Here is a 26776-nt window from a genome sequence, read left to right on the forward strand (position 1 = left end):
ACTCACTTTCATTTCATAATCTGTCAACATGTCAAATATTATAAAAAACATTTACACAAAACAAGAAATTATCTTTTTTTATTTTTCACCTTGTCCTGCAATTAACCAGTCTATTGCGCCCTAATCCTATTATAAGCCATATTTCTTTAGGCGATGAAAAAAATAGCCGCTAACACGAAGTGATAACGGCAATGTAATCTACATATATTTTTGCCAATAACAAGAAAAGAAAAACCTTTTCCTACATTTATATCATAAAATGATGAATGACTCAACAAATGGAAACGCTGTTATATTAGTTATTACGTTTTGCAATCAAATCGCAAATAGATAGTAAATATTCATCTTGTAATTGCAAGGAACCAATAGCACCTTTTGCTTTTGCAATTGTTTCTTCTAAAATATCCTTTGCTCTATCTACAGTAAATAACGTCGTATATGTGCTCTTTTCGTTGGAAACATCACTACCAATCGGTTTTCCAATCTCTTCTTCGGTTCCTTCCACATCTAAAATATCATCTCGAATTTGGAAAGCTAGGCCGATATATTTTGCAAACGCAAGTAACTTTTCTTCTTGTTCTTCCGTGGCATCAGAAAGTATCGACCCTGCAAGTACAGCGAATTCAAGTAGTTTCCCAGTCTTATGCTTATGAATATACTCCAACTCATCAATTGTAAGTTGTTTCCCTTCAGCTTCCATATCTGCCACTTGCCCGCCAACCATTCCTTCTGGCCCTGCCGCTTTTGCAAGCTCAAGTACAAGCCTTACTTTTTTTTCAGCAGAGATTTCCTTTTGTTCATATGCCATAATAACTTGAAAAGCATACGTCAACAAACCATCGCCTGCTAAAACTGCCATCGCTTCACCGAATACTTTATGATTTGTGGGCTTCCCTCTTCTTAAATCATCATCATCCATACAAGGTAAATCATCATGAACTAACGAGTATGTATGTATCATTTCAAGAGCACAAGCTGCACCTATTCCAAGATTTCTGTCTTTACCAAACGCTTGTAATGTCGCAAATAAAAGTAACGGGCGGAGACGCTTTCCACCCGCTTCCAAAGAATATGCCATCGCTTCACGAAGTACATTTGGACATTGTAATTCATTTGCATAGCTTACAAGCTTCTCTTCTACGAAAGTTTTACTTTCTTTCAAAAAAGTATCAAAAGCAATAGTCACTATGCTTCATCTCCTAAAGCAGTAAACGGTTCAAGCTCTCCATCTTCCCCAAGAATAACTGCCATTTGTTCTTGTACGTTCTTCAACTTCTCATCACAAAGCTTAGATAATTCCATACCCTCTTTAAAATAAGAAATTGCTTCTTCTAAAGGTACGTCACCTTGCTCTAGCTTAGAAACGAGGTGCTCAAGTTGCGAAATTGCCTCTTCAAAGCTTAATTTATTTTCCATTATTCAATTCACGCTCCTCTATGCCTGATACGCTACAATCTAGTATTCCATCTTGTAATTGAACTGAAACAGCATCTCCAAGGCTGACATCTCTCACACTTTTTAACACTTGCTTCTCTTCATCATATACAAGCCCGTACCCTCTCATCATTACTTTAAGCGGACTTAACGCTTCAAGTTTTTGAGCAGCTCTTACAAAGGCAAATTCTTTCGTTTGAAGTAATGTTTGCATTTCACGTTGCAATTGCTTTTGCAATGTTTCAACCGCTACCTTCGTTTGCATAATTTTTTGAGCTGGGTGGTGCTTCTCTAAATAAAATGAAAGCTGTTTTAACTGATTTACCTTTTTATCAATATAGCGCTCTTTCGCTAAAACAAGCTGTTCTAACGCTCTATCTAATTGCTCTTCTTTTTGCTCATATACTTGTCTTGGATAACGGAACGCATACGATTTTTGCAATACTTGTAGTTTTTCTTCTTTTTTATGTACTAACTCTCTCATTGCTCTTTGCAATCTTAGAGTTCTTTGTAATACCTTTTCTTGTAACTCTATAATGTTAGGCGCTGCCAGCTCAGCTGCTGCAGTCGGTGTTGGCGCACGTAAATCGGCAACAAAATCCGCGATTGTAAAGTCCGTTTCATGGCCTACTGCCGAAATAATAGGGATCTCACTCTTAAAGATTGCCCTCGCTACCATTTCTTCATTGAAAGCCCATAACTCTTCAATAGAGCCTCCCCCTCGCCCAACGATTAGGACATCTATCTCTCCCATTTCATTCGCTGTACGAATCGCTTGTACGATTGAGGGAGCTGCTGACTCCCCCTGTACAAGTACCGGAAACACAATAACATTTCCAATTGGATAACGACGTTTAATTGTTGTTATAACATCACGAATCGCTGCCCCTGTTGGCGACGTAATCACACCTATTGTTTTAGCATAAGGAGGAATTGTTTTTTTATAAACTTGAGAAAACAAACCTTCTTCCTCTAAACGAACCTTTAATTGTTCGTAAGCTAAATGCAGGTTTCCGACTCCGTCAGGCTGCATGTCTTGAATATAAATTTGATAAGAACCACTCGCCTCGTAAACGGAAATTTTCCCTTTCACAAGTACCTTCATCCCATTTTCAGGTCTGAATTTAATATTACGATTATGACCCGCAAACATAACCGCTGCGATTCTTGCATTTTCATCTTTCAATGTAAAGTACATGTGGCCACGACTATGATTTTTAAAGTTGGAAATTTCACCTTTTAACCAAACAGACTGCAAATGCGGATCATATTCTATTTTTGTTTTTATATAGCGTGTTAACGCTGTAACGGTTAAATATTGTTTTTCCATTTCTCTCTCCTCATAGCCGACTCAAATTATTTACAAACGACACCTGCACGTTTAGCAGATTCAACAGTATTATGAAGAAGCATTGTGATCGTCATTGGACCAACGCCTTTTGGCACAGGTGTAATGTAACCCGCAACATCTAACACGTTGTCAAAATCAACATCACCACAAAGTTTGCCTGTTTCTAAACGGTTTACACCAACGTCGATTACAACCGCTCCTTCTTTAATATAATCAGCTGTTATCATCTTTGGTCGTCCAACTGCTACGATTAAAATATCAGCTAACTTTGATAACTCTTTCATATTTTGCGTCTTAGAATGACAGTATGTGACAGTTGCATTTTCATTTAAGAACAATTGTCCCACTGGCTTGCCGACAATATTACTTCTTCCAATTACTACGACATGTTTTCCCGAGATATCAAGATTTGTTTCTTTTACTAATTCTACAATACCGTGCGGTGTACATGGAAGGAATGTATCTTGTCCCGTCATCATACGTCCCACGCTGATTGGGTGAAATCCATCTACATCTTTTTCTGGTGAAATTCTTTCAATGATAGCTTTTTCTTCAATATGTTTTGGTAAAGGTAATTGCACTAATATGCCATTAATGCGGTCATCGGCATTTAAGCGATCGATTTCAGCAAGCAAACGCTCCTCAGTAATTGTTTCAGGAAATTCAATTAGCTCTGAATAGATTCCTACTTGTTCACAGCCCTTTTCTTTTCCTTTTACATAAGAACGAGATGCTGGATCTTCTCCAACTAGAATAACTGCTAATCCTGGTACAATCCCTTGCTCTTTCAACTTCACAACTTCTTCTGTTAATTGTGCTCGTTTTTTCTCCGCAACTTCATTTCCTTTGATGATTACTGCTACCATTTTAAGATTCCCCCTTAAAGAAATTACAGTGTATCTTTTATATTAGATAAAACGCCGTTAATAAAACGACGAGATTCCTCATCCCCAAATGTTTTAGCAATTTCAATCGCTTCGTTAATTGTTACGTTGTGTGGAATTTCTTCCATGTATTTCATTTCATACACAGCTACACGTAAAATACTGCGATCAACAATACTAATACGCTCCAGCTTCCATTTTTTTAAGTTTTGACGAATCGCTTCATCAATTACTTCTTTATTTTCTACAAAACCTACTACAAGTGATTCTAGAAACTCATTTGTTTCTTCACCTTCATCTAGCGTGTTCTCCACCGCTACTTTCGGTTCTAATTCACCTGTAATATCCATTTGGTATAATGCTTGCATAGCTCTTTCTCTAGCCGTCCTACGTTTCATTGTAACTCTCCTTTATGCTTCAAGTCTTTCCTTATGCTTTGTTATATTATTATAATTTATAAGCCGTCAATTCACTTACTCTTACAGTTTTCATTGATTTTCCAACCTTATAATACAATGATAATAACACAATTTATCGTTTCACACACGGGTTACAAGGCTGAAAAATAATAAAAAGATTAACTTCAAGTTCCATATCTTATCACAATGTACGTTTTTTGGAAAAACGAAACATCTTCTTTTTGATTTCTTATTTTTTGAAATAGTATAATAATTAGAGGGTTTTAATTTGTGAAGAAATGAAACGATAAAAAAGATGCCTATGTTACTAGGCACCTTTTTCATTCTTACACTGGTTCGATTTCTGTTTTCTGTGTTTCGAATGTTACGCCAACGATGTGAACATTCACTTCTTTTGGCTCAAGCCCTGTCATTGTAAAGAGTGCCTGGCGGATGTTGTCTTGAATCTTTTGTGCAACAACTGGAATTGCTACGCCAAAATACATCACAACATAAAGGTCAACGATAATATCTTCGTTTGCTAACTCAACCTTTACACCTTTACCATGATTTTTCTTACCTAACTTCTCAACAACATCTGTAGCAAAATTACCACGCATTGCCGCTACACCTTCTACCTCAGCAGCTGCAATACCTGCGATTACTTCAATTACTTCTGGTGCAATTTCTACTTTACCAAGAGTTGTATCTTGACCCATATCTAACATATGTTCAGCCATGAAAAAAACCTCCTTTAATGTATCACTGCGTCACAAGTTCATGCTCTTCCAAAAATTTCGTATTAAACTCACCTTTTACAAAATCAGGATGATCTAGCAATTGCAAATGGAACGGAATTGTTGTATGTACGCCTTCAATGACAAACTCACTGAGTGCACGCTTCATTTTTGCAATTGCCTCTTCACGTGTTTTTCCGTGAACAATTAATTTAGCAACCATCGAATCATAGAAAGGTGGGATTGAATATCCCGGATATACAGCTGAATCGACGCGAATACCAAATCCGCCTGGTGGCAAGTACATTTCTACTTTACCTGGAGATGGCATAAATTTTTTGGCAGGGTTTTCCGCATTAATTCGGCATTCAATTGCCCAACCATTAAATTGTACTTCTTCTTGCTGTAACGATAACTTTTCTCCAGAAGCAACACGAATTTGTTCTTTAATTAAATCCATCCCTGTTACCATTTCGGTAACTGGATGTTCAACTTGAATTCTCGTATTCATCTCCATGAAATAAAAGCTTTTCGTTCTATATTCATAAATAAACTCAACCGTACCAGCACCTGTATAATCAACCGCTACCGCCGCTTTAACTGCCGCATCACCCATCTGCTTGCGAACATTTTCATCAAGTGCAGGTGACGGACTTTCTTCTAGTAATTTTTGCAAGCGGCGCTGAATTGTACAATCACGCTCTCCTAAATGAATGGCATTTCCATGTGTATCTGCCATTATTTGAATCTCAACATGGCGGAAATCTTCAACGTACTTTTCTAAGTATACACCAGGGTTCCCAAAAGCGGTACTAGCTTCTTGCTGTGTAATTTGAATTCCTTTTACAAGCTCTTCTTCATGGCGTGCAACACGAATACCTTTTCCGCCGCCACCTGCAGTCGCTTTAATAATAACTGGATATCCAATTTGATTAGCAAGCTCGATCGCTTCTTCGGTATTTTTAATAATCCCTTGTGAACCTGGTACAATCGGAACCCCTGCTTCTTTCATTGTATCACGAGCAACGTCTTTTGTGCCCATCTTTGAAATAGCTTCTGGACTTGGACCGATAAAAATCAAGTTACATTCACGGCATAGCTCTGCAAAATCTGCATTCTCTGCTAAAAATCCGTATCCCGGATGAATAGCATCACAGCCTGTTAACTTCGCAACACTAATAATGTTCGTCAAATTTAAATAGCTTTCTTTCGAAATCGTTGGCCCTACACAATACGCCTCATCGGCAATTTGTACGTGAAGTGACTCTTTATCTGCTTCTGAATAAATTGCGACCGTTTCAATATCCATTTCTTTACAAGCACGAATAATTCGTACAGCAATTTCCCCACGATTGGCTATTAATACTTTTTTTATCATCACAAAGACTCCCTTATTACGCTTTTACAAGAAATAGCGGTTGTCCATACTCAACAAGCTGTCCATTATTAACAAGAATCTCAACAATTTCACCATCTACATCTGCATCGATTTCGTTAAATAACTTCATAGCCTCGACAATGCATACGATAGAATCTTTCGATACTCTGTCTCCTACACTTACATATGCAGGTGTATCAGGCGAAGATGAAGAATAGAATGTACCTACCATCGGTGATGTAATTTTATGTAGGTTTTCATTTTGAGCCACTTTTTGCTCTTCTTGTTTTGGTACTTCCACTTGTGCTGCCGCTACCGTTGTTTCAACTTCAACAGGTGCTACTGGTTGCATGACTTGTTTTGCTACAGGTGCTTGCACCGCAACAACTTCATTGCCACGCTTTTTCATTTTGATTGTCGTACCATCTTTTTTGTATTCAAATTCATCAATATTAGAGCTATCAATTAATTTAATTAATTCACGAACTTCTTGAATTTTAAACATGTAAAATCCACTCCCATACTCTTGTTTGTCCCGTTTTTACAGATTATCGTCACTAAAACTAGATTGACTGTAAAAATACGATGTACTCTATTAGAAAATGCATTTCATTTACTAATAGAAATAATTGCTATTTCCATCTTACGATAAATTTTTTAAACATTCCAATTTATATTTCTTTATAATAAATCGAAACTCCTGTAAAAATATTATTTCAATAAAAAATTTATTACCTAGTAATAATACCAAGTTTCACACAAAATTGGCAAGACCACTTCCTAAAAAACATTCCTTACTTTTTCAAAATGCTACACAATAAACAGATCATTACCGCTCCACTCTTCACCTCATCTATAGTCAACAACATATTTTTACCAAATATTATTTTTTTGTTTACACACCGTTCATCATTCCTTCATATAAGAATAGTATGTTCAAAGTGTAGAAAATATATCGTATCGAGGTGTGGACACATGATATGGCTCATTCTCTTCTTACCTGCCGTAATGGTCTGGGCATTCGTTCTCTTCATCCACGTCAAATCCGGAAAAAGCAATCATCGTTACCATGAACCGCTAATCTTTTACTCACAACGTATTTCTCCCTTCCGAGTTGAACATAGTAAAAACAACTACAAAGACGAAACAGAAAAAAGCTATCGAAAATGATAGCTTTTTTTCTATAATTATTTTCAAACAATCCGATTCGTAAAAACTAATAATCCGCGAAGGATTTCCCCACGGATTATTAGTTTTTATTTTGTTGGTGGATCAAATTTCACACCTACATCTTTTGATCCGCCTTCACTTCTTACAAGCTGTATAATTTTATTCGCTTCTTTTTGTGAATGCTTTGCTGCTTTCACAGTTACTCTAATGTCTGTTCCATCAGCTCTTACAAGGGCATCTTTATATCCTCCTTGAGACTTAATCACTGTCTCAAGTAATTCTTGCTTCGTTTCCATTGTAGTAATTGCATCAAAATTATCTTTCGCTTTACTCTTTTCTGTTGCTGAAGATTTTGCTGAATTCATCACTTCTTGTAATCTTGATTTTTGTTCACTTAGCTGATCTTCCATTTGCATACGTAACGCTGTGAAATTTTCATCACTTGATTGAACTGTTACGTTAGCATCTTTTTTACTTGTTTCTTTGTTAGCACTCTCTTTTTTGTCTGTTTCTTTATTTGATGTTTCCTTGCTTGTATTTTCTTTTTTTGGCGTTTCTTTCGGTGCTTCATTTGTTACTGCTTTATCAGTACCTTGTTTTTCTTGTCCAATCTTTTCACCTGTTGCCGGCGATGCTGTATTCATCTTGTCAGGAGTTGTTACGTAATAAACAGATAGTACAACAACTAAACTTAACATCGTTAATAGCCAAACCGTTTGTTTTTTTAACACTTTATTTCCTCCCTATCAATTTTTCGGCGAAACTGAAACACGATGGGCTGGTACATCTAGCAGTCGTATTACAGCTTCTTTTACCATCGCTTTAACTTGTATATTATCCACTCCCTTTGCTACGACAAGAACACCTCGTACTTTCGGTTTCTCTGTTCGTAAAACAACGGGAGTTTCTTTATCACCTTCACGTATAATGACTGTCTTTTCATCAAGGGACTCATCTTCTACTTCCCTCTTACCACCTGTCTTATCTGTTTCACCTGTTGTTTGTGAACGTTTCACTGTATTTTTTTCTAATATTTTTTCTTCAGATGAATCTAAATTTACTTTAATCGTTACATTTTTTACTCCCGCTATTTCTTCTAAGGCTGCTTTTAATTCTTGTTCATACGCTTTTTCATACTTTTCTACATTTGACATACTATCGTTATTTTTTTGTCCAAAAGTTGGTACGTCTTTTTCTTGGTTTTGCGTTTTTTGTTCTTTAAATACAGGTACTTCTTCCTTTTTACTTGAAAAAAGACTACTAGAAAACATAAGCAAAATCCCAAGTATGAGTAGGACAAGTAAAAACTTAGGTGTTATCTTTTTTCCCTTCTCATTGCTTTCTTTTTCATCCCCATTCAATAAGTTTCGAAAAAATGAGAACTTCGAATTTTTATCTTTATTGTCCATTTACTCTACCTGTCCTCCCTTCCATTTGAACTTGGATTTGTTTATTCTCTAGTTGCCACCTGCTTGAAAAGAAATCTTTCATTTCTACATTCGTTTCTTCTACTTTTTTCGGAGGTTCCTTCGTGTTAATTTCAACTGGTTTTACTGTTTCGATTGCATCATTTTTACTACGTTCTTTTTCTTTCAACGTCACAACAACAGTTTGAATATCTTTTGCTGACTTTACTTCCGCTGTACTTTCCGCTGCGACTATTTGTATTTCAGAGACTGTCATACCATACTTTTTCTCGAATTCTTTTCCTACTTCTTTTTTCATTTTGGTAGCCATCTCTTCTAAACTATATGCACGTGTTAGAGCTTGTATTTCTTTTTTCTTCGAATCTATTGAATTTTTTACAGATCCTTCTGCTACGTACTTCTCTTCATTAAAATTTGCGATTACTTCATTCACATCTGTTTGCAGTAGTTTAAAAAGGGGCGTTAAGATTAAAACAACTAATAATAGACTTACAACGAATTTAACGTACTTTTGCAAATTTGAATTTGGAAGAATAAGATGAAGCATTGTCGCTAAGAGTAAAAAAACGATAATATTTCTAATCCACTCTGTAACAAATTGCATACCCTTCACCTCCTACCGCATCATAAGTGTAATGTTCCCCGCAGCGATAATAATTGTGATACTTAAAAAGAACATAAATGATACGATAGCTAAGCAAGCAAATACATAAATGATGCTTCGCCCAATAATATCTAAACATTGAATAATTGCTCCGCTGCCAACTGGCTGTAATACTGCTGCTGCGAATTTATAAATAAACGCGATACAAAAAATTTGAATCGCTGGAAAAGCAACAATTAAGCATAGAATGACGAGCCCTATAATTCCGACTGTGTTTTTTAATAATCCCGATGCACTAATAACAGTATCCGCCGCCTCTGTAAACATTCTTCCTACTACGGGAATAAAGTTCCCTGTTACAAATTTAGCAGTTTTCACAGCGATTCCATCAGCAACAGCTGTCGCTGTTCCTTGTACAGATAATACTCCTAAAAAAATCGTTAAAAAAATACCGATAATCCCAACGCTAACGTTTTGCAAAAGCTTGGACAATTTCGTAACTTTATATTGATCACTCATCGTACTTACAATACTTAATATCGTTGCAAGTAATAAAAGTGGTAGAACGATATAATTCATCAAAAGCCCGCTCGTGTTCATTAAAAAGATGATAATCGGATGAAAAAATGATACAGATACAACACCACCTCCAGTTGCTATGAGTGCAAGCAAGATTGGCAATAGCGCTAATATGAAATCTACCATTGTTTGTATCGTTTCTCTTGCATATGTCATAACGACATAAAAACTATTTAAAGCGAAAATAATAAGTACCATATATACAACTGCATCCGCAATTTTACTTACACTACTCTTTGAAAATGCAGATTGCAGTGATTGCAACAATGCACTAAAAATTGTAAGCATAATGAGCGTTCCTAGCAGCTTCCCATTTGCAACAAGCTCGTGAAATAAATACTTTAATAAACCTAGCATCCACTCTTTTATAGAAATTTCTTTTTCTCCCTTTACAAACTCCATAAAGCTACCTTTTTGACTCTCTGGTAAATAACCTCCATATTTTGTAACAAGCCCGTCCCAAAATTGCTTCACATCTTCAATTCCGAGCTTATCCAATTGTTGATCAACGACGTTTGTTTCTACAGGAGAAGCTTGTACAACAACCGGTAAAGAAAAGAAAAGGAAGCAAGCAAATAGCAGCTTAGCTCCAAACCCCCTCAACATTCACTCCCCCTTATCCCGTCGGTAAAAATCCGAGAATAGTTTCAATGACAACCGTCAAAATGGGAATCGCCATTACTAAAATTAAGATTTTTCCAGCTAATTCAATTTTTGAAGCGATTGCACCCTGCCCTGCATCTTTTGTAATTTGTGCTCCAAACTCAGCAATATAAGCAATCCCAATAATTTTTAGCAACGTTTCTACATATACGTTGCTAACTTTCGCTTCACTCGCTACTCTCTCAATCATTTGTAAAATAGAGTGAATTTGATCAATTAAAATAAGAAACATCACGCTACCTACGAACACAATAAATAACGACGTAATGCTAGATTTATGCTGATTCAATACAGCTGCTAAAAACGTAGCAACGAGGCCTAATCCGACAATTTGTATAATTTCGATTCGAACCGCCTCCTTTACTGGAAGAGAAAGACACTCTTAATCTTGTCGAATAGCGTATTAATTAAAAATGCCACATGAAATAAAATAACGACAAAACCGACAAGGATAACCCAATTTGCAATATCCTCTCGCTTTAATTCTTTTAGTACGGTATGAATGAAAGCTAAAACAATGCCGATTCCGGCGATTTGAAATATTAATCCAACATCAATGGACATCGCCTTTCTCCCTCCTATAGCAGTAAAATTACGATAAGTAGCCCCGCTAGTACCCCTAAGCTCTTGATCATTTTTTCGTATTGCAGTTGTAATGCTTTCGCTTCTTCTTCTTCTCTCTCTAAATGTGTAATGCATAAGCGAATATGTTTTTGTTGTGATTCACGATCATGTTGTCCAAGTGTTTCACCAAATTGCTGCAAAATCTCGTACTCAGTTTGTTGAAATGCTGTTAGCTTCCAATTTTCTTTCAAACTATCTATCCAAGCTTCTCTTACTGTTTGTTCTCCGCTTTCTAGCCTTCTAGCGAAACTTTGAAATATCCAATTTAACGGCTTCGGCATTTGTTTCACTAATCGCTCGGCAGCCTCAGATAAAGGTGTATGCCCATACATAATTTCTGCCTCTAATGATTGAAGTGCCGCTTTTAATAATCTAAGTTGCCTTGGTCTCTCACTGTATTTTTTAGCGTATGAAAATCCGAAAAAGGTGCTGACCGCAACGATTAACACTGCACCAAATATTTTTACCATACGCTTTGCGCCTTTCTATGAGGTAATACCGATTTTCCATATTTATCTTTCACTTGCATAACTGTTCCTGGCCCTCTTGCTTTTGATAGCTCCACAAACCTATCAAATATGCCGAGCTCCAGCACCGCCTTTAGCGATGGGCGTTTCACAACATCATCATAAGAAAATCCATGTGCGCTTATAAACAGCTGAACCCCTGCATGCACCGCCTCCATAATTGCTTCACTATCTTCTTTACGCCCAATTTCATCTACAATCAAAATATCTGGACTCATAGAACGAATCATCATCATCATTCCTTCAGCTTTTGGACATGCGTCTAACACATCTACTCGTGTGCCAAAGTCATATTGCGGGATGCCCTTCACACAACCTGCAATTTCTGACCGTTCATCTACAATCCCGACTTTACAAGAAGGTATTTTCGAAGCACTTACACCTTGACTCATACAACGTGCTACATCTCTTAAAAGTGTTGTTTTCCCCGTTTGCGGCGGGCCAATTACCATCGTGTTTAACCATCTTGACTCATACAAATACGGTAAAAGTGGTTCAGCAATTCCTATTTTTTGACGTGCAATACGAATATTAAACGAAGAGACATCTCGAATCATTTTCACTGCGCTTTTTTCTGTAATAACTTTTCCCGCTAAACCGATTCTATGTCCTCCTCGAAGTGTCACATACCCACGTTTTAATTCCTCTTCCATCGTATAAATTGAGAATTGACTTAACTTATTCAATAAGTAAATAGCATCCTCTGCTGTAACGATATAGTCATAAAAAAACACTTCACCATGAGCAATACACTCTAGCGGTCTTCCAATTCGAACACGAATTTCCTCTAGAGCATCATATTGCTTACAACTTTCCACTAGCTGCTTCATCGTTTTCGGTAAAACTTCTAATACTTCTTTCATCAGCTTCTCCCCACTATACTCGACTTACTATTTCAACAACGCGATAAAAATGCAGCCAATTCCAAGCGCTAGAAAAAAGAGTTTCAAGAAAGAAATCTCACTTGCCACACTCGCTATGCCTATTGTCATTGTTAAAATTAATACGGTCGGTCCAACAAACGCCAACATACCATTTATAAACAATGCTTTCTTCGCATCATTCACATAAAGCATAAGCAAAGCGGCGAATATTTCCGCGCTACCTGAAAACAACCGAAGTAACCCCATTACAAGCACGGATGTTTCCATTGCCGCTAGCCACTGTTTCATTCTCCCACCTTCTCCCATAACGGTTACTATTGCTACATTCCAAAAAAGAATATATTTGTACAACCATATGCAGGGGTTGTCTATTTCAGAAGTAAAAACATAATATTTCTCTATCGTCTATCCGTAGTCCGAATATTCGCATTATCCAATGGGGTATTATGGTATATTTAATGGTGATAGGGAGTATAAACGATGCAGCATGAGAGATAGAACTAACGTCATCTCGTGTACTACATATCGTATCGCCCATTTTTAAAAAATTGACTATATGTGCAAAATGAGGGGGGAAAATATGAAGGTATTAAAAATTAGTTTAACAATTGTAGTAGAATTAGCTCTTATTTATCTTTTTTCAAAATTGGTCGGTTGGTCATTTATGGAGACCTTTTTCCTTGGAAGTTTAGCGATATTTGCAATTATGTGGTTAATTATTATGAATACTCATAGAAACAACATTACAGATCACGCAATCAGTAAAACACTGACTGGCGTTGAGACTGGCGAAATAAAACCATTTCAAATTATTTTCACTCCATATATGGCGGGTACTCTTTCACTTGTTTTAGTTAGTTTTATTATCACTGCTATTTACTATCTACCCTATTTCCTATAAAAAAAGCACTCGTGATAATCACGAGTGCTTTTCTACTATGCACGAGAAACGTATTTACCTTCACCAGTGTTGATGATAAGCATTTCGCCTTCGTTAATGAAGATTGGTACTTGTACAACAAGACCAGTTTCTAATGTAGCTGGTTTTGTTACGTTAGAAGCTGTATCGCCTTTAATACCAGGCTCTGTTTCTGAAACTTTTAATTCAACCGTGTTCGGAAGTTCAACACCAAGTACTTCATCTTGGTATGTCATAATAGATACTTCCATGTTTTCTTTTAGGAATTTAAGTTCGCGCTCGATTTGGTTTTCACCAAGTTCGATTTGCTCGTAAGTTCCGTTATCCATAAATACGTGAGACTCACCGCTCGCGTATAAGTATTGCATACGACGGTTTTCGATGTGTGCTTTTTCTACTTTTTCACCTGCACGGAATGTTTTCTCTTGAACAGATCCTGTGCGAAGGTTACGTAGTTTAGAGCGAACGAATGCAGCACCTTTACCTGGCTTTACGTGTTGGAAATCCATTACTTGCCAAAGGGCATTGTCCACTGAAATTGTTAAACCTGTACGAAAATCGTTTACTGAAATCATGTAAAAAAATCCTCCTGTATATTACAAAATAATAAGTTCTTTTGGTGATTTCGTAATTACTTCATTACCTTCACTTGTTACAATGATATCATCTTCAATACGTACGCCGCCAATACCTGGAATATAAATACCTGGTTCTACTGTTACAGCCATTCCTGGTTCAAGTACTGTATCAGAACGGAACGCTAAACCTGGTGCTTCATGGATTTCAAGACCGATTCCATGACCAGTAGAGTGTCCGAAGTATTCACCATATCCTTTTTCCGTTATGTAATCGCGCGTTAACGCATCCGCTTCACGGCCTGTTAAACCAGCTTTAATACCGTTCACACCACGTAATTGTGCTTCTAAAACGATATTATAAATTTCTTTCAATTTATCAGATGGTTCACCAACTGCAATCGTACGAGTAATATCAGAACAATATCCTTTGTAATAAGCGCCGAAGTCTAATGTAACGAAATCTCCTGTTTCTATCACTTTTTCAGATGCCACGCCGTGCGGTAATGCCGAACGAAGACCTGAAGCAACGATAATATCAAACGAAGAAGATGTTGCTCCTTGTTTTCTCATGAAAAATTCAAGTTCATTTGACACTTCAATTTCAGATACTCCCGGGCGAATGAATGATAGAATATGTTCAAAGGCAGCATCTGCAATCTGTGCAGCTTCCTTTAATATCTTAATCTCTGAATCAGTCTTTATCAAGCGTAACTTTTCTACAAGCCCAGAAGTTGGGATAAATTCAGCATCGATCGCTTCTTTATGTGCTGAATAAGAACTATATGTAAGAGTATCTTGCTCAAAGCCAAGCTTTTGAATTCCCAGTTGCTTCACTTGCTTTGCAACTTCATCAATGATTAATCCTGCATGCTGTACAATCTCGTATCCAACCGCTTGTTTACTAGCCTGCTCTACATAGCGGAAATCTGTAATAAATTGAGCACGATTTTTCGAAATCAGTACAACACCAGCTGTTCCTGTGAAGTTCGCCATATATCTACGACTATGTTCATTTGTTAACAAAATACCGTCAATACCAGCCTGATCAAATGCGCTTCTTACTCTTTCGATTTTCTCCATTACTTTATGCCTCCCTCAATTTCTCCATTAATGCAAATAACGCTAACTTATAGCCATAAAAACCAAATCCAACAATTTGTCCCGTACAAACAGCTGCCGTCACAGATTCGTGACGGAACGACTCACGCTGGTGAATGTTAGAAATATGTACTTCAATAACAGGAATCGAAATGCTCGCAATTGCATCTCGAATCGCATAGCTATAATGCGTAAATGCTCCAGGATTTAAAATGATCCCTTCATATATATCTTCCGCCTCATGAATACGATCGATAATCGCACCTTCATGATTCGATTGGAAACATTCTAACTCCACTCCCATTGTTTCTGCTTCTTGCTTCATATCTGCTTCAAGTGTCGCTAGCGTGCCCTTTCCATATACATTTACCTCCCTGACACCGAGGCGATTTAGGTTAGGACCGTTTACGAGGAGTACCTTTTTCATATGCTTAAAACTCCTTAATATTAAATATCTATACAACATTTTAACATAGGAGTTACTTATTTGAATAGTTCGTCTTCTCTTCCCCTTCTCTCTCAGCTTTATTCGTATTGACTGCGTAGGAAACAGAGTATGCTATAAACACACCATACAATATAAAAATGCATATCGTCGTCACAATTGTTTCTTTCGGTAAATGGAGTGCACTTTTAATAGCAGGCGCTATTAATCCCATTCCGAAAAACAGTAACGCCCACCAAAATAGCCCATAAATCATCCCTGGAATAATCCCTTCAAACTTTGCCAAAAACGCTTTATACAAAAAGGCAATTAAAATCGAAAGTAGTCCCATACAAACAATTCCTGACACATTTCCCCATACCCCTTCTTTCCAGCTTCCAAAGGCAAATGGTAATAGTAAATAGTTCGGTCCCGCTTCCGTAAATGAAAATATATGAAGGAAATACCATATCCCGCCCCAAAAGATTCCACCAAATAAACCAATTTGTACAAAATTCCTTGTTCCTAATTGTTCTTGACTCACATCAACACCTCCGCTCAATAGTATGCCCGAAACTATTTTGAACCATGTTTAAATACTGCGAAATTTGTCTATAAAAAGAATAAGAAATGTCCGACTCTCGTAACATTTTTCCTTGTCATATACTTGTATTTGTCGATAAAATAAAGGAAACTCGGTGATTGTCTTATTTCAAAATGACAGAACCCAGTATGACAATTGCCTCTTTTTCTACATAAGAGAGAAACAAATACAGGTTGGTGTTAACATGGCAGAAGAGTCAAAACAAATATATGGCGGGCAAGCAGTCATAGAAGGAGTTATGTTTGGCGGTAGAGAATATACTGTTACAGCGGTTCGTCGTAAAGATAAATCGATTGAATTTTATCGATTACCACGCGTTCGTAATAAAGCATTATCTATCCTGAAAAAAATTCCATTTTTACGAGGGATTGCCGCTATTGTGGATGCAAGTGCGAATGGAGCAAAACATTTAAACTTTGCTTCAGAACGATTTGATGTCCACCCAGAAGAAGACGAACAAATTGCAAATAACAAAGAAGAACAATCGAAATTAACGATGGTATTAGGAGTTGCAGCAGTTGGCGTTTTATCTTTCATATTCGGTAAAGTCATTTTCACAGCAGTTCCTGCACTACTAGCTGAATTAACGAGACCGATTTTCCCTTCTCATACAGGGCAAATCATTGTCGAAAGTGTCATTAAGCTCATGCTATTATTGAGCTATATATACTTTATTTCTTTAACCCCACTTATTAAGCGGGTATTTCAGTACCATGGTGCGGAGCATAAAGTAATTAATGCCTATGAGAATAATCTTCCAATGACTGTAGAAAATGTTCAAAAACAAACTCGCCTTCATTATCGCTGTGGCAGTAGCTTTATTATATTTACAGTCATTATTGGAATGTTTGTTTATTTCCTTGTCCCTACAGATCCACTTTGGGCCAGAGTCGTAAACCGAATTTTATTAATTCCAGTCGTTCTCGGCATTTCTTTTGAAGTGTTACAATTTACAAATCGATTACGCGATATTCCAGTATTACGCATACTTGGATATCCCGGATTATGGCTGCAACTATTAACAACGAAAGAACCAACAGATGATCAAGTGGAAGTAGCCATTGCATCGTTTGAAGAATTATTACGTTTAGAAAACAAACAATAATTATTTAAAATTGGTGTTCAACTCCTTTCCTCATCGTTAATATACTAATTTTAATATATGTTTTTAGGAGGTGTCCCTTATGAACGGTCGTTCGTTTACATTCGCTATAGTTATGCTTATTATCGGATTAGCAATATTCGGCCTTGTTTCATCTGTCATTACAAATCCAATGGGTGTATTAAGAAATATCGGGTACATGTTACTTGTTGTCGGTATCTTTTATTTGCTATACAAGATGTTTACAAATTCTAGTGGTTCTGCAAATTCGCAAAGCTCTTATAAGCGTGCAGCGAAACAATCGAACCGCAAACATGGGAAACAAAATGTAGCACCCCTAAGCAATTCTTTCTTGAAATCAAACGCTTCTAATGACAAAGGTAAGAAAGGCGCTCCTTCCACTTTGAAGCGAAAAAGAAAACAATCTCATTTAACTGTCATTGAAGGCAAAAAAAACAAAAAGAAAGACCGTGCTTCCTTTTAGGAAATACGGTCTTTTTTTATATTTTGCAGTACTTCTTTCAGACTTTTATCTTTCATACTTTCAATTCGAAGGTGATGATCTTCAAATGGTAAATTCCTTGTCACATCATTAGGTACAACAACGCACTTTAATCCTGCCGCAATCGCTGCTTTTAATCCGTTTAACGAGTCTTCAAATACAACAGCTTCAGACGGATCAATCCCTAAATCTTCTATCGCAATTCGATAAAGTGCTGGATCCGGTTTTACCTTCTCAACATCTTCCCTTGTTTTAATGACTTCAAAATAATCTCGAATTTGTAGCTCTTCCAAAAAAGAAGTAACCCATTCTCTAGATGAACTGGAAGCTAATGCGATTTTCAATCCCATTTCTTTCGCTTCCTCTAAATATTCTTTTACCCCGTCACGAGCTTCTGGTATTTTCATTTTCTCTTTATGTAAAGTTTTCACTTTTTCTTTTAATGCATCCTTGTTAAACTTCTCTTTTAATTGCTCATTTAAATATGCGTAAAGTACATCGTCTGTCGTTCCAATACATTTCGCAAATTCCGCTAAAGGTAACTCCCCACCGTACTCACGAACAGCGTCTCTGAAAGAGTGAAACCATATTGTTTCTGTGTCCACAATTAATCCATCAAAATCAAAAATAATTGCTTTCATAATTTCCCCATCCTTTTCGGTTGAAATAAAAAAGGAAACGACATACGTTCCCCCTTAATTACTTTTCTCTTCATTTGCTTTTTGAACGCCACGGAGTGTTTCCACTCGAACCTCATCTTGTTCAAAATATTGCACTAGATCACCAATGCGGTCAATTGCTTCCCAACTTAAATGATGTTCAATTCCTTCTACATCATTGTAAATTTTACTTTCATCCAAACCGATAATACGCATAAATTGCTCTAGCAAGTCATGGCGGTATACGAGACGTTCTCCGATTTTTTTACCTTTTGATGTTAATATAAGCCCTCTATATTTTTCATAAATTAGATATTCATCTTTGTCTAATTTTTGCACCATTTTTGTTACAGAGGATGGATGTACACTCAGCGCTTCAGCAATATCAGATACGCGGGCATAACCCTTTTCATCAATCAACAAATAAATTTGTTCAATATAATCTTCCATACTAGGGGTAGGCATCGGTTTCCTCCATCCAATTTCATTTTGCTCATTCCGTACGAAGCAATCAATAAAATGATACACCAGAAAGAATAACGTGACAAGTTGAAAACAAGCCTAAATATTTAAAAGAAAAAAGAACTTGTATTCCAATACAAGTTCTTTTCATGTAAAGTATTGAATTTCTGCGTTAGGAAAAAAGTGATGAATATATCCTCTAATCGTTTCTTCCAATACTTCTGCATCATCTTTTTTATATACGTATTTCCCGATGCCATATCGTCCCCATTTATATTTGCGCTTCTCCTCATCCATTTCAAGCTTCGTACTCGGATAACGCTCTTGAATGACCTTTTTTGCCGGTTTTGTAAAGCGATGTTGAATTAATTCAAATGTTAAATTCGGTATCGACAAATCTTTTAGTGCATTGTACAGTCGCTCAAATAGTTCACGGTATCCTTCCTCCCATCCTTCATGCATATAAAGTGGCGCAACTATAAAGCCAAGTGGATAACCCGCGCCCGCTACTTTACGAGCCGCTTCAATTCGTTCTTCAAACGGTGACGTCCCCGGCTCAAAATTTTTAATCACATACCGTGAATTAATACTAAATCGAAAACGAGTTTTCCCATTATGTTTTGCATCTAATAAATGATCAACGTGCGAATATTTCGTAACGAAACGTAAACGGCCATACTCACTTTCTCCAATGAATTCAATCGCCCGCTTTAATGCATGTGTTAAATGATCAATTCCAACAATATCTGATGTACAAGCCGCTTCAAACCTTGTTATTTCTGGTGCTCTTTCATTCATATACTGCTTTGCCTTCTCAAATATTTCATCGAGATTGACATACACGCGAACGTAAGGCTTACTCCCAAGTGTTGTTTGCAAATAGCAATAATGACAATGTCCCATACACCCCGTTGCGAGCGGGATTGCATATTCAGCTGACGGTTTTGACGTATCAAACTTTAGCGTTTTCCTCACCCCAACGACAAGTGTTGCCTTTGCATTACGATACTTTTGTAAATCATTTTCACCTGGCAAATTTCTAATTTGATTATGGGATGTCGTTTCACGAATTTCTAATCCCATCTTCGTAAACTTCTCATACAGCTCTTTTCCAAGCGGATATTCGAGTGCCTTCGGTTCAAAGTAAACGAGTTTTGGCATAAATGGTTTCATATGCTCCCCTCCTCTCGTTAGTATGGGAAACGATGAAAAATTAACACTCATTAAAGTTTTCCACTTCAGTAACTTGCGTTGCAAGTTACTGAATATTATAATTTGGATAACAGCTACCTTGCAACGCAAGTTACCTGAGTAAAAGGTGGTGAAATCATGCACAGCCAAATGTTAAAAGGTGTGCTCGAAGGTTGCATCTTATACATCATTTCACAAGAAGAAGTGTACGGATATGAACTGAGTACAAAATTAAATAAACACGGATTTACATTTGTAAGCGAAGGAAGCATATATCCATTATTGTTACGTATGCAAAAAGAAAAATTGATTGAAGGAACCTTAAAAGCCTCCTCACTCGGTCCAAAACGTAAATATTATCACGTAACCGATAAAGGATTAGAACAACTTGAAGAATTTAAACAAAGCTGGGGAATGGTTTCAACAACCGTAAACAACTTATTACAAGGGGAGTGATAGGGATGAAGGCGAAAGACATGGTTGAATTAAACAACAAAAAACGAGAACTCTTAACACCTGAAAACGAAGCTGCTTATGGTGATATGTTAGTATATCTTCGAATATCAAACGTACCCGAGCAACAAATGGAGGAACTGTTACTAGAAATATTAGATCATCTCATCGAAGCACAAGCTGAAAATAAAAATGCTTATGACATCTTTGGAGATGATTTACAGTCTTATTGCGATGAACTTATATCGGCTTTACCAACCCAAACAAAGTTAGAAAAAACTTCTCTAATCGGTTTTGCTATTAGTTTACTTCTTGCTATACAGTTTGGAATCGATGCAATTGTTTCATTTTTCATTTTAACTTTTGGAAAGAATACGGAACACCTCACCCCAGCTTTTAGTGTCCCTGGAACTATTTTGTCTGTTTCACTCATTATTCTAGGAATACTGCTTATTTTGTATTTTTTAAAGCGTTACTCCTTTGATCAAAAAACGACTTGGAAAAGAAGAATTCTATTTGGATTTACGTTCGCTACTCCATTTTGCGCATCTGTATTTTTACATGTTTATTTTAAAAAGCAACCTTATCTCATTTATCATTTAACATTTTGGCAAAACGCCTTAATCGCTATCTTATTCTTTGTTTTATATAAATTCCTATATAAAAAATCAAATTTTTAACAGCCTTTCAAAAGGCTGTTTTTCTTCTGTCTAATTTTACAAATTGAAAAATTTCATAAAGAAAATAAGAAAAATGCAAAATAATTAAAGTTAATTGTTGACGTGATGCTTTTATTATCGGTATCATAAATCTTCGTGAGCAATTATTTTTCGTTATACGATTTTTTTATATTACTGAATTTTTGAGAGGAGAAATTAGATGTCAGTTAAGAAGAAAACGCAAGTACGCACCGGCAAAATGGTACGTGAACTAATGTTAGCAGACGAAGATGTAAATGCTTCGCTAATTATGGTATATAGTGAAAACGGTGTAAACGCAGAAATTAAAATCGAGGGCTTAACGCCGAAATGTAACGAAGAATTATTTTTGAGCGGAAACGTGGATTGGAACAAGAGTGTTATTTATAAAATTGTTGATTTCACTGGAAACGCTGAAGTTGGTAAAGTTACATTAACAGCGATGAACAAAAACAATGTTTCTCTAGAAGTTGAACGCGTTATGTGGAGCAAAGAAAATAAAGAAGCTGCTGAGCAAGAAGAAACTGTTGTAGAAGCTACTCCGAAAAAAGAAGTAGTTGTAGAAGCTCCAAAAGCAGTTACACCTGCTCCAAAACCTGTTACGCGAGCAGAAACACCTGCAGCACCTAAACCTACTCCGGTACCAACGCCGAAGCCAGTAAGTGTAGAAGCAGCTATGGAATTATCTACTCCAGCACCTGTGAAAAAAGCAGTACCAACTCCAGTTACAAAGCAAGAGACAGCACCGGTTGCTCCTGCAAAACCGAAACAACCTGCTTTGACTGAAACAAATACAAAACTACAAGAAAATTATGTGAAACTTGTGAAAAAGACAATTGAAGTTTGTCAAGATTACGAGCTTGGCATCGACATAGATGATTCTATTGAAAGCTTAAAAAAAGAACTACAAAGCCAAGGTATTAGCGTTACATTTGACAAAGAAATTATGGACGTTGTAAATCGCCTGCGTTCTTTACAAGATAAAGGAATCAAAGTAGAAAAAGTACTTAATTTACTATAAAAAATAAGAGGTGGCAATTGCCACCTCTTATTTTTTATAATTCCATTCCTTACTTTCATACTTCTCTTTTGCTAATGTTTGTACTTCATGTAACTGTTCTTCTGTTAATTCATACGGAACAAGCTCTACATCTAATCCTTTTTCAAACCCAACCTCAAACGCTTTAATTAACTGCTCGATTGTAAACGTGCGGTCTGTTAATTCATTTATGGCTACCGCTTTAGAAGAGAACATACTCTTCATACGCTCTTTTACACGTTCATTCGGGAATAAAAACAGATCGTATAATTCGTCTAAATCTATTTCTAACGGAATCGATCCGTGCTGTAAAATCACACCTTTTTGACGTGTTTGAGCACTACCTGCGATTTTTCTTCCTTCTACTACAATTTCATACCAAGACGGTGCATCAAAGCATACGCCTGAACGTGGATTTTTTAAATTTTCACGGTCTGCTTCTGTTTTTGGAACTGCATAATACGCTTCTAATCCTAATGCCTTAAAACCGTCTAATAAACCTTGCGAAATAATACGATACGCTTCTGTAACTGTTTTTGGCATATTTGGATGATCTTCAGACACAATAACACTGTACGTTAATTCTTTATCATGTAGTACACCCCTGCCGCCTGTTTGACGACGAACGAATCCATATTTCTTTTCGTTAACTACATCCATATTAATATCTTTTTCAACACGCTGGAAATACCCAACTGTTAATGTTGGTACTTCCCATTCATAAAAACGAATGGTTGGTGGCATTTTCTTTTCACTTTGCCAATTTAATAAACATTCATCTAACGCCATATTAAATGCCGGCGAACATTGACCAGAGTTAATATAACACCATTTTTCTTTTCCCATCCTGCACCTCATATAACCAATTATTTTTCACATTCTCTAGTCTACCAAATTCGACAAAATTTGTGAAAGAATACGAAATTTCTTCTTATTATGCAAATGAATCTGTTGCATAAATACATACGGTCATTATAATATTGAAAGTAGGATAAGAAAAAAGGGAGCGATAGAATCGTGTCAACAACTTGGATTATTTTATTAGCCGTAATCGTAGCGTTCATCGGCTACACTGTATGGATGTATTTCTATCAGAGAAAATTAATTAAAACACTTTCAGAAGAAGAGTTTCGCGCTGGCTACCGTAAAGCACAGCTTATCGATATTCGCGAAGCAGACGAATATACTGCAGGACATATTTTAGGCGCACGTAACATTCCGTTATCACAAATTCGCCTTCGTCATAAAGAACTTCGCAAAGATCAACCAGTTTACTTATACTGCCAAAGCGGATTCCGTACTGGTCGTGCAGCTCAATACTTAAAAAAACAAGGCTACAAAGATTTCTACCAATTACAAGGTGGATTTAAAACGTGGACTGGAAAAATTAAAAAGAAATAATAACATACAAAAACTAGCTGAATCATTCAGCTAGTTTTTTCATTCCATATTATTCGCAATGTATAATAAATTTTGCTTAATCACATCTTTATCATTCTCTTGTGTATTACGATACAGCAGCTGATATTCAAGTCCTTTCTCTTTCCAAATAAGCGTAGCGAATTCATCTCCTCGCCCAGAGTCATCCTTATTTTTAAAATAAGCGAATGCTCCACTATTCAATTTCATTTGTTCTTGAAATCGCTTCTCTTCCACGAGATCCGGAAAACTATAAGGAAAGTTCGCAACATTTAACTCAATATACTCATTTCTACCTGGCTCCCGCTGTTTATATTTAATCCTTAAGACAGCTTTCTTTTTCCCAATCGTTCTGACTTCCCCCTTCACATCACTCGTAATGTCATACGGTAAAAACGCAGGAACTTTAAATTTCACTGGAAAATATTTCGGAAGCTCCTTTAGCGGAATAGGATCCGTAACACGATCCATCACTCCTCCTGTTGTTCCCACAAAGTTTTTTTCTTCTTGCATCGTTTGCTGAAACGAACATGAACTTAGCACTAGACTAGAAAACACGAAACAAATGATTCTTTTTTTCAATTTGTTTCCGCCCTTTCTTCATACCGCTCTCTTTATGAATAAAGCGTTAATGCCCGACTGATTAAAATTTCATTTTGTATGCTATTCATATTCGCTTCATTAACAAACTCCCCCTTTGAAAACTTTCCACGTTATTCTCACACATTTTGACAAAACTTCTTTTATAGACGCAAAAAAGCCCCCTATCATTCTTACGCCCAAATAAAAAGGTTACGCGAATAAAAAGAAGCCTTATTTATAACATAGTTTGTGAAAAGCTTTTCAGGTCAAGATTTTTTCATTCTTATTATTTTCCCTTTATAATAAAGGAAAGAGGTGATACATATGGCCAATATAAAACAAATTGCAAAAACTGCTGGTGTATCCATATCAACTGTTTCCCGCGTCCTTAATAATCACCCTTACGTAAAAGAAGAAAAACGTAAGCGTGTTCTAGATGCTGTTGAAGAATTGAACTATGCAAAAAATATAAATGCTATTCATTTAATAAAGGGAAAAACATATACAATCGGGGTTATGCTCCCTTTCATTAATCTTCCATACTTCAGTACAATTATTGAAGGAATCGGAAACGAAGCGTTAGCAGCTGGATATCACATTAATTTATGTCAAACAAATTACGATAGCCTCGAAGAGATTCGCGTTCTTGAAATGATGAAAATGAAACAATTCGACGGAATGATTATTTGCTCTCGAACGAGTTCTTGGGAACAAATTGAACCTTTCGCAAAATTTGCCCCTATTATTTCATGTGAAAAGATGAAGCATCCCCTCATTTCATCCGTCTACGTAGATCACTATGAAGGCTTCCGTCTCGGCACTGCCTATTTACTCAGTAAAGGCCATGAAAAAATTGGAATCTGTTTAGCAAGAAAAACGAGTGCAAATTCTATGGAGCGCGAAAAAGCATTTGCTGATACGCTTCATAACGAAGGTAAAACGGTACATCCAGATTGGATTTTTCATCAATGCTATACGATGCAGGATGGTGCAAAAATACTTCATCGCATTTTAAACATGAAAAATCGCCCAACCGCTATTTTTACAGCGAACGATCAAGTTGCAGCTGGTTTATTAACAGAGGCGCGAAAACATGGCATTCGAGTCCCTGAAGAACTTGCTATCCTTGGATTTGATAATCATGAAATTTCAAAGGCGTTAGAAATTTCAACAATTGAGCATCCCGGCCTTACAATGGGCTCACATGCTTTTTCTTTATTCCATAAACAAATCCAAAGCGAGCAAATTGCCGGGAACGCAGAAGAGCATTCATTCCATTTAATTGAGCGAGATACTGTCTGAAAAAAGAGCGTTACCTATAGCGCTCTTTTTCAGCTCTTCACCTATTGACTTTATATTTTCCATCTCATATAATGAACCTAACGAACGGTAGGTAGGGGATGAAAATGACAGCAAACCGCATTAAAGCTGTAGCACTTTCTCATTTCGCACGCTACGGCTATGAAGGAACTTCATTGGCAAATATTGCTCAAGAAGTCGGGATTAAAAAACCATCGATTTACGCACACTTTAAAGGAAAAGAAGAGCTATATTTTATATGCTTAGAATCCGCTCTTCAAAAAGATTTACAGAGCTTCACAGACGATATCGAAAAGTTTTCAAATTCGTCTACTGAAGAATTGCTCTTACAGTTACTAAAGGGCTACGCAAAACGATTTGGTGAAAGTGAAGAATCAATGTTTTGGTTACGAACTTCCTATTTTCCGCCTGATGCATTCCGCGTACAAATTATTGAAAAAGCGAATGCACACATTGAAAACGTCGGAAAACTTTTATTCCCTATATTTAAACAGGCAAACGAGCAAAGTGAACTGCATAACATTGAAGTAAAAGACGCTCTAGAAGCTTTTCTATGCTTACTGGACGGACTTATGGTTGAACTACTATTTGCAGGTTTAAATCGCTTTGAGACTCGTTTAAACGCCTCTTGGCAAGTATTTTGGCGAGGTCTTTCAAACTGACGGATTGCTCCTTTGCAATGCGTCGTTTTTAAGCCCTTTACCTAACGACTGGTAGGAAGGAGAAATGACATATGGCATGGATTTATGTAATTATAGCTGGCATTATTGAAATCTTTTGGGTCATTGGACTTAAAAAAGCGGAGGCACCACTTGAATGGGCTGGTGTTGCGTTATTAATTACAATTAGTTTCGTCTTATTATTTAGAGCTTATAAAGATTTACCTGTCGGCACTGTATACGCAGTCTTTACAGGAATTGGAGCTGGTGGGATCGTTCTTACAGAAATTTTCGTCTTCGGAGAACCTTTCTCTATTGTAAAAGTTTTATTAATCGGTTTAATCTTCTTCGGAGTAATTGGGCTAAAACGAGTAACAGAAGAAAAAGAAGCGAAGGAGGCCGCATAA

The 26776-nt window shown here is 36.7% G+C and carries 37 protein-coding genes; 11 read left to right on the top strand and 26 right to left on the bottom strand.

Annotated elements, in window-relative coordinates:
* Positions 1-295: 295 nt before the first annotated feature.
* The 8 genes from ispA to accB form a co-directional block, all read right to left on the bottom strand.
* Positions 296-1186: a (2E,6E)-farnesyl diphosphate synthase gene (gene ispA, locus J0835_RS20480; protein ID WP_087981860.1), complete on the bottom strand. Its 891-nt coding sequence runs from the start codon at positions 1184-1186 to the stop codon at positions 296-298.
* Positions 1186-1416 (bottom strand): exodeoxyribonuclease VII small subunit, encoded by a 231-nt coding sequence (gene xseB / locus J0835_RS20485; RefSeq protein ID WP_000428423.1) that lies wholly within the window; start codon positions 1414-1416, stop codon positions 1186-1188. Before xseB ends, ispA begins: the two co-directional genes overlap by 1 nt.
* On the bottom strand, positions 1406-2764 hold the full coding sequence (xseA, locus tag J0835_RS20490) for an exodeoxyribonuclease VII large subunit (RefSeq protein WP_087981862.1): 1359 nt from the start codon (positions 2762-2764) through the stop codon (positions 1406-1408). The genes xseB and xseA overlap by 11 nt, the downstream gene beginning before the upstream one ends.
* A 26-nt stretch (positions 2765-2790) precedes the next feature.
* Positions 2791-3651 carry a bifunctional methylenetetrahydrofolate dehydrogenase/methenyltetrahydrofolate cyclohydrolase FolD gene (gene folD, locus J0835_RS20495; RefSeq protein WP_087981864.1) on the bottom strand — a complete coding sequence of 287 codons (861 nt, stop codon included), beginning with the start codon at positions 3649-3651 and terminating at the stop codon, positions 2791-2793.
* Positions 3652-3674: 23 nt separating this feature from the next.
* The gene (nusB, locus tag J0835_RS20500; RefSeq protein WP_000830249.1) at positions 3675-4067 is read right to left on the bottom strand and encodes a N utilization substance protein NusB; all 393 of its coding nucleotides are present in this window, start codon (positions 4065-4067) and stop codon (positions 3675-3677) included.
* 347 nt (positions 4068-4414) lie between these two features.
* Entirely contained in the window at positions 4415-4807 is a 393-nt protein-coding gene (locus J0835_RS20505; protein ID WP_000807630.1) for an Asp23/Gls24 family envelope stress response protein, read from the bottom strand.
* A gap of 22 nt (positions 4808-4829) precedes the next feature.
* Positions 4830-6182 carry an acetyl-CoA carboxylase biotin carboxylase subunit gene (gene accC / locus J0835_RS20510; RefSeq protein WP_000592872.1) on the bottom strand — a complete coding sequence of 451 codons (1353 nt, stop codon included), beginning with the start codon at positions 6180-6182 and terminating at the stop codon, positions 4830-4832.
* 16 nt (positions 6183-6198) lie between these two features.
* On the bottom strand, positions 6199-6687 hold the full coding sequence (accB, locus tag J0835_RS20515; RefSeq protein ID WP_087981866.1) for an acetyl-CoA carboxylase biotin carboxyl carrier protein: 489 nt from the start codon (positions 6685-6687) through the stop codon (positions 6199-6201).
* Between the two features lie 470 nt (positions 6688-7157).
* Between accB and J0835_RS20520 the strand changes: the two genes are divergently transcribed.
* On the top strand, positions 7158-7352 hold the full coding sequence (locus J0835_RS20520; RefSeq protein ID WP_033678013.1) for a hypothetical protein: 195 nt from the start codon (positions 7158-7160) through the stop codon (positions 7350-7352).
* Positions 7353-7438: 86 nt separating this feature from the next.
* Here the strand turns inward: J0835_RS20520 and J0835_RS20525 are convergent, their stop codons facing one another.
* Genes J0835_RS20525 through J0835_RS20565 form a run of 9 tightly spaced genes read right to left on the bottom strand, consistent with a single transcriptional unit; the run spans position 7439 to position 12948 of the window.
* Entirely contained in the window at positions 7439-8083 is a 645-nt protein-coding gene (locus tag J0835_RS20525; RefSeq protein WP_000914706.1) for a SpoIIIAH-like family protein, read from the bottom strand.
* Between the two features lie 15 nt (positions 8084-8098).
* Positions 8099-8761: a stage III sporulation protein AG gene (gene spoIIIAG, locus J0835_RS20530; RefSeq protein WP_000368870.1), complete on the bottom strand. Its 663-nt coding sequence runs from the start codon at positions 8759-8761 to the stop codon at positions 8099-8101.
* Positions 8751-9383: a stage III sporulation protein AF gene (gene spoIIIAF / locus J0835_RS20535; RefSeq protein WP_001161039.1), complete on the bottom strand. Its 633-nt coding sequence runs from the start codon at positions 9381-9383 to the stop codon at positions 8751-8753. The genes spoIIIAG and spoIIIAF overlap by 11 nt, the downstream gene beginning before the upstream one ends.
* Before the next feature lie 12 nt (positions 9384-9395).
* A complete protein-coding gene (spoIIIAE, locus tag J0835_RS20540) occupies positions 9396-10568 on the bottom strand; it encodes a stage III sporulation protein AE (protein WP_000943696.1) in 1173 nt (390 codons plus the stop codon).
* A 10-nt stretch (positions 10569-10578) separates the two neighbouring features.
* Positions 10579-10962: a stage III sporulation protein AD gene (gene spoIIIAD / locus J0835_RS20545; protein WP_077393170.1), complete on the bottom strand. Its 384-nt coding sequence runs from the start codon at positions 10960-10962 to the stop codon at positions 10579-10581.
* Between the two features lie 23 nt (positions 10963-10985).
* Entirely contained in the window at positions 10986-11189 is a 204-nt protein-coding gene (gene spoIIIAC / locus J0835_RS20550; RefSeq protein ID WP_000020914.1) for a stage III sporulation protein AC, read from the bottom strand.
* A gap of 14 nt (positions 11190-11203) precedes the next feature.
* A complete protein-coding gene (gene spoIIIAB, locus J0835_RS20555) occupies positions 11204-11719 on the bottom strand; it encodes a stage III sporulation protein SpoIIIAB (RefSeq protein WP_000238690.1) in 516 nt (171 codons plus the stop codon).
* The gene (spoIIIAA, locus tag J0835_RS20560; RefSeq protein WP_000665891.1) at positions 11713-12639 is read right to left on the bottom strand and encodes a stage III sporulation protein AA; all 927 of its coding nucleotides are present in this window, start codon (positions 12637-12639) and stop codon (positions 11713-11715) included. Before spoIIIAA ends, spoIIIAB begins: the two co-directional genes overlap by 7 nt.
* Positions 12640-12666: 27 nt before the next feature.
* Complete coding sequence (locus J0835_RS20565) at positions 12667-12948, bottom strand: YqhV family protein (RefSeq protein WP_000816054.1); 282 nt, start codon at positions 12946-12948, stop codon at positions 12667-12669.
* Between the two features lie 292 nt (positions 12949-13240).
* Here J0835_RS20565 and J0835_RS20570 point away from each other — a divergent pair, with 292 nt between their 5' ends.
* Complete coding sequence (locus tag J0835_RS20570) at positions 13241-13561, top strand: hypothetical protein (protein WP_087981868.1); 321 nt, start codon at positions 13241-13243, stop codon at positions 13559-13561.
* Between the two features lie 35 nt (positions 13562-13596).
* On the opposite strand, the gene efp is transcribed toward J0835_RS20570, so the two are convergent.
* Genes efp through J0835_RS20590 form a run of 4 tightly spaced genes read right to left on the bottom strand, consistent with a single transcriptional unit; the run spans position 13597 to position 16223 of the window.
* Positions 13597-14154: an elongation factor P gene (efp, locus tag J0835_RS20575; RefSeq protein ID WP_000626521.1), complete on the bottom strand. Its 558-nt coding sequence runs from the start codon at positions 14152-14154 to the stop codon at positions 13597-13599.
* A 21-nt stretch (positions 14155-14175) separates the two neighbouring features.
* Complete coding sequence (pepQ, locus tag J0835_RS20580) at positions 14176-15237, bottom strand: Xaa-Pro dipeptidase (protein ID WP_087981870.1); 1062 nt, start codon at positions 15235-15237, stop codon at positions 14176-14178.
* Between the two features lie 4 nt (positions 15238-15241).
* Complete coding sequence (gene aroQ / locus J0835_RS20585; protein ID WP_087981872.1) at positions 15242-15682, bottom strand: type II 3-dehydroquinate dehydratase; 441 nt, start codon at positions 15680-15682, stop codon at positions 15242-15244.
* Between the two features lie 52 nt (positions 15683-15734).
* Positions 15735-16223: a YqhR family membrane protein gene (locus J0835_RS20590; protein WP_000076890.1), complete on the bottom strand. Its 489-nt coding sequence runs from the start codon at positions 16221-16223 to the stop codon at positions 15735-15737.
* A gap of 244 nt (positions 16224-16467) precedes the next feature.
* Here J0835_RS20590 and J0835_RS20595 point away from each other — a divergent pair, with 244 nt between their 5' ends.
* Together J0835_RS20595 and J0835_RS20600 are read left to right on the top strand one after the other, a co-directional pair.
* On the top strand, positions 16468-17388 hold the full coding sequence (locus tag J0835_RS20595) for a DUF1385 domain-containing protein (RefSeq protein ID WP_000807116.1): 921 nt from the start codon (positions 16468-16470) through the stop codon (positions 17386-17388).
* Between the two features lie 79 nt (positions 17389-17467).
* Complete coding sequence (locus J0835_RS20600; RefSeq protein WP_001014467.1) at positions 17468-17869, top strand: SA1362 family protein; 402 nt, start codon at positions 17468-17470, stop codon at positions 17867-17869.
* Here the strand turns inward: J0835_RS20600 and J0835_RS20605 are convergent.
* From J0835_RS20605 to splB, 3 genes are all read right to left on the bottom strand, one after another.
* On the bottom strand, positions 17866-18528 hold the full coding sequence (locus J0835_RS20605) for an HAD family hydrolase (RefSeq protein ID WP_140386886.1): 663 nt from the start codon (positions 18526-18528) through the stop codon (positions 17866-17868). The genes J0835_RS20600 and J0835_RS20605 overlap by 4 nt on opposite strands.
* Before the next feature lie 54 nt (positions 18529-18582).
* Entirely contained in the window at positions 18583-19011 is a 429-nt protein-coding gene (mntR, locus tag J0835_RS20610) for a transcriptional regulator MntR (RefSeq protein WP_087981875.1), read from the bottom strand.
* Between the two features lie 144 nt (positions 19012-19155).
* Positions 19156-20181 carry a spore photoproduct lyase gene (splB, locus tag J0835_RS20615; RefSeq protein ID WP_087981877.1) on the bottom strand — a complete coding sequence of 342 codons (1026 nt, stop codon included), beginning with the start codon at positions 20179-20181 and terminating at the stop codon, positions 19156-19158.
* 156 nt (positions 20182-20337) lie between these two features.
* Here splB and J0835_RS20620 point away from each other — a divergent pair, with 156 nt between their 5' ends.
* From J0835_RS20620 to J0835_RS20630, 3 genes are all read left to right on the top strand, one after another.
* Positions 20338-20655 (top strand): PadR family transcriptional regulator, encoded by a 318-nt coding sequence (locus J0835_RS20620; protein ID WP_000556083.1) that lies wholly within the window; start codon positions 20338-20340, stop codon positions 20653-20655.
* A gap of 5 nt (positions 20656-20660) precedes the next feature.
* Complete coding sequence (locus J0835_RS20625) at positions 20661-21332, top strand: DUF1129 family protein (protein WP_140386887.1); 672 nt, start codon at positions 20661-20663, stop codon at positions 21330-21332.
* A gap of 199 nt (positions 21333-21531) precedes the next feature.
* Positions 21532-22371, top strand: a complete 840-nt coding sequence (locus J0835_RS20630; protein ID WP_087981881.1) for a hypothetical protein — start codon at positions 21532-21534, stop codon at positions 22369-22371.
* 27 nt (positions 22372-22398) lie between these two features.
* Here J0835_RS20630 and J0835_RS20635 read toward each other — a convergent pair whose 3' ends face one another.
* Entirely contained in the window at positions 22399-23235 is an 837-nt protein-coding gene (locus J0835_RS20635; protein ID WP_000514071.1) for a lipoate--protein ligase family protein, read from the bottom strand.
* Positions 23236-23406: 171 nt separating this feature from the next.
* Between J0835_RS20635 and J0835_RS20640 the strand changes: the two genes are divergently transcribed.
* Positions 23407-23790, top strand: a complete 384-nt coding sequence (locus tag J0835_RS20640; RefSeq protein WP_000108656.1) for a rhodanese-like domain-containing protein — start codon at positions 23407-23409, stop codon at positions 23788-23790.
* A gap of 39 nt (positions 23791-23829) precedes the next feature.
* Here J0835_RS20640 and J0835_RS20645 read toward each other — a convergent pair whose 3' ends face one another.
* Entirely contained in the window at positions 23830-24366 is a 537-nt protein-coding gene (locus J0835_RS20645; protein WP_140386920.1) for a DNA polymerase III subunit delta, read from the bottom strand.
* 348 nt (positions 24367-24714) lie between these two features.
* On the opposite strand from J0835_RS20645, the gene J0835_RS20650 reads away from it, so the two are divergent.
* The 3 genes from J0835_RS20650 to J0835_RS20660 all read left to right on the top strand — a co-directional run bounded on the left by J0835_RS20650 (position 24715) and on the right by J0835_RS20660 (position 26776).
* Entirely contained in the window at positions 24715-25692 is a 978-nt protein-coding gene (locus J0835_RS20650) for a LacI family DNA-binding transcriptional regulator (RefSeq protein WP_333728160.1), read from the top strand.
* 98 nt (positions 25693-25790) lie between these two features.
* Positions 25791-26372 (top strand): TetR/AcrR family transcriptional regulator, encoded by a 582-nt coding sequence (locus tag J0835_RS20655; protein WP_002107720.1) that lies wholly within the window; start codon positions 25791-25793, stop codon positions 26370-26372.
* A 71-nt stretch (positions 26373-26443) separates the two neighbouring features.
* Entirely contained in the window at positions 26444-26776 is a 333-nt protein-coding gene (locus tag J0835_RS20660; RefSeq protein WP_000312344.1) for a DMT family transporter, read from the top strand.

The sequence above is a fragment of the Bacillus cereus group sp. Sample62 genome (assembly GCF_036851315.1).
In the GTDB taxonomy this organism is placed as follows: domain Bacteria; phylum Bacillota; class Bacilli; order Bacillales; family Bacillaceae_G; genus Bacillus_A; species Bacillus_A wiedmannii.